Source organism: Polaribacter aquimarinus, assembly GCF_003129485.1.
In the GTDB taxonomy this organism is placed as follows: domain Bacteria; phylum Bacteroidota; class Bacteroidia; order Flavobacteriales; family Flavobacteriaceae; genus Polaribacter; species Polaribacter aquimarinus.
This window is the reverse complement of record NZ_QFFG01000020.1, coordinates 1-602: the sequence shown is the minus strand read 5'-3', so window position 1 is coordinate 602 and position 602 is coordinate 1. Positions and strand designations below refer to the sequence as shown.

The following is a 602-nucleotide window of genomic DNA, read 5'->3' as shown; positions in this document are numbered from 1 at the left end:
GATTCGATTACATCTGGAATACCATCGTTATCTGAATCTAAATCTAATGAATTTGGAATTCCATCACCATCTGCATCACAAAATATGAGTCCTGGACTAAACGTTATACCTAAACCTGTTGAAGGTCTATTAACTCTAAATGTAAGTGTTGAGATACTTGTAGAAAGATTCCAAGTTAAAATAATATCTTGGTTTGAGGCATTAGAAGTAATAACACCGGCATTATTTACAGCATTTGAAGATAATGTTGTAGGTTCTATAGAAAAGTTATCTATAGATTCTGAGGTTAAACCATCAAAATCAAAACCTGTAAGAATAAATGTATTTGTTCCGTTTGGAAAGGATATTTGAACATCGAATGAAGTACCAGTAGAACCAGGATTTGCACCCGAAGATCTGTAACTTAAATCTCCATCAGATCTAACAAAATGTGAATCTCCTCCTGAAGGAGTAATGTTTGTTGTAGCCCATGTAAAATTTTGTCCGTTTAAAGTAGTAAAATCTGAAGAAGTTGCTAAACCTTGAGAATATAATGCTGGATTAGTATCTATTTCATCTGTAAAATTACATTTATTTTCTTCTGTGTCTAAAATTCCATCATT

Annotated in this window: 1 pseudogene; it reads right to left on the bottom strand. The window is 32.2% G+C overall.

The window, feature by feature from the left end:
• Positions 1 to 593, bottom strand: a pseudogene (locus DIS07_RS15140) (hypothetical protein); the annotation flags it as partial.
• Between the last annotated feature and the right edge of the window lie 9 nt (positions 594 to 602).